Source organism: Campylobacter sp. 2018MI10 (genome assembly GCF_018501175.1).
Taxonomy (GTDB): Bacteria; Campylobacterota; Campylobacteria; order Campylobacterales; family Campylobacteraceae; genus Campylobacter_E.
Genome location: NZ_JAHCZD010000054.1, coordinates 1 through 639 on the forward strand (window position 1 = coordinate 1; position 639 = coordinate 639).

Here is a 639-nt window from a genome sequence, read left to right on the forward strand (position 1 = left end):
TCTTGCACTAGCAGTCCAAAAACAATCTTGAACTATAAAGCTATCAACCTTAGCAAATGCTTTTATTTGTCTATTTCTATCTTGATGATGGTGCATTGGATTACCACCAGCCCAATAGATACATTTTATATTAGGAAATACTTTTTTCTTTCCATTAAAATCATATTCTTTGCCAGGATTTTCAAGCATATCTACTATTCTTGAAACAGGAATTACTTCGTTTTCTCTATTACTCCATTCTCCTTTAGTTGATGGGCTAACACTTATACCACCAATTCCTGGAAATCCAGCAAAATCCTTGCTCGTGTCAAATGTAGCTCCACTTCCAGCACCATTTAAAGTTAGAGAGCCTGGAATTGGTAACCCACCTGCATAATGATATGCAAACCCATATCCACCACCATCAAGTCCAATTTGTCCTAAAACAGATGCAAGAGTTATCATAGCCCAGTGAGCTTGCTCTCCGTGATGAGCCCTTTGAAAACCCCAACCTGCCATAATCATAGTTCTATTTTTAGCCATAAGTTCTGCTAATTCTTTTATTTTTTCTGCTTTTATACCTGTAATTTTTTCTGCTAATTCAGGAGTTTTTGGATTATTCTCATCAAATAATCTTTCTTTTAATTTAGCAAATCCTAC

At 35.5% G+C, this 639-nt stretch carries 1 protein-coding gene; it reads right to left on the reverse strand.

Annotated elements, in window-relative coordinates; all coding sequences use genetic code 11:
- Nucleotides 1-639 (reverse strand): molybdopterin-dependent oxidoreductase (locus tag KJR01_RS09630; protein ID WP_214119019.1); only part of this gene is annotated, 639 nt, incomplete at both ends.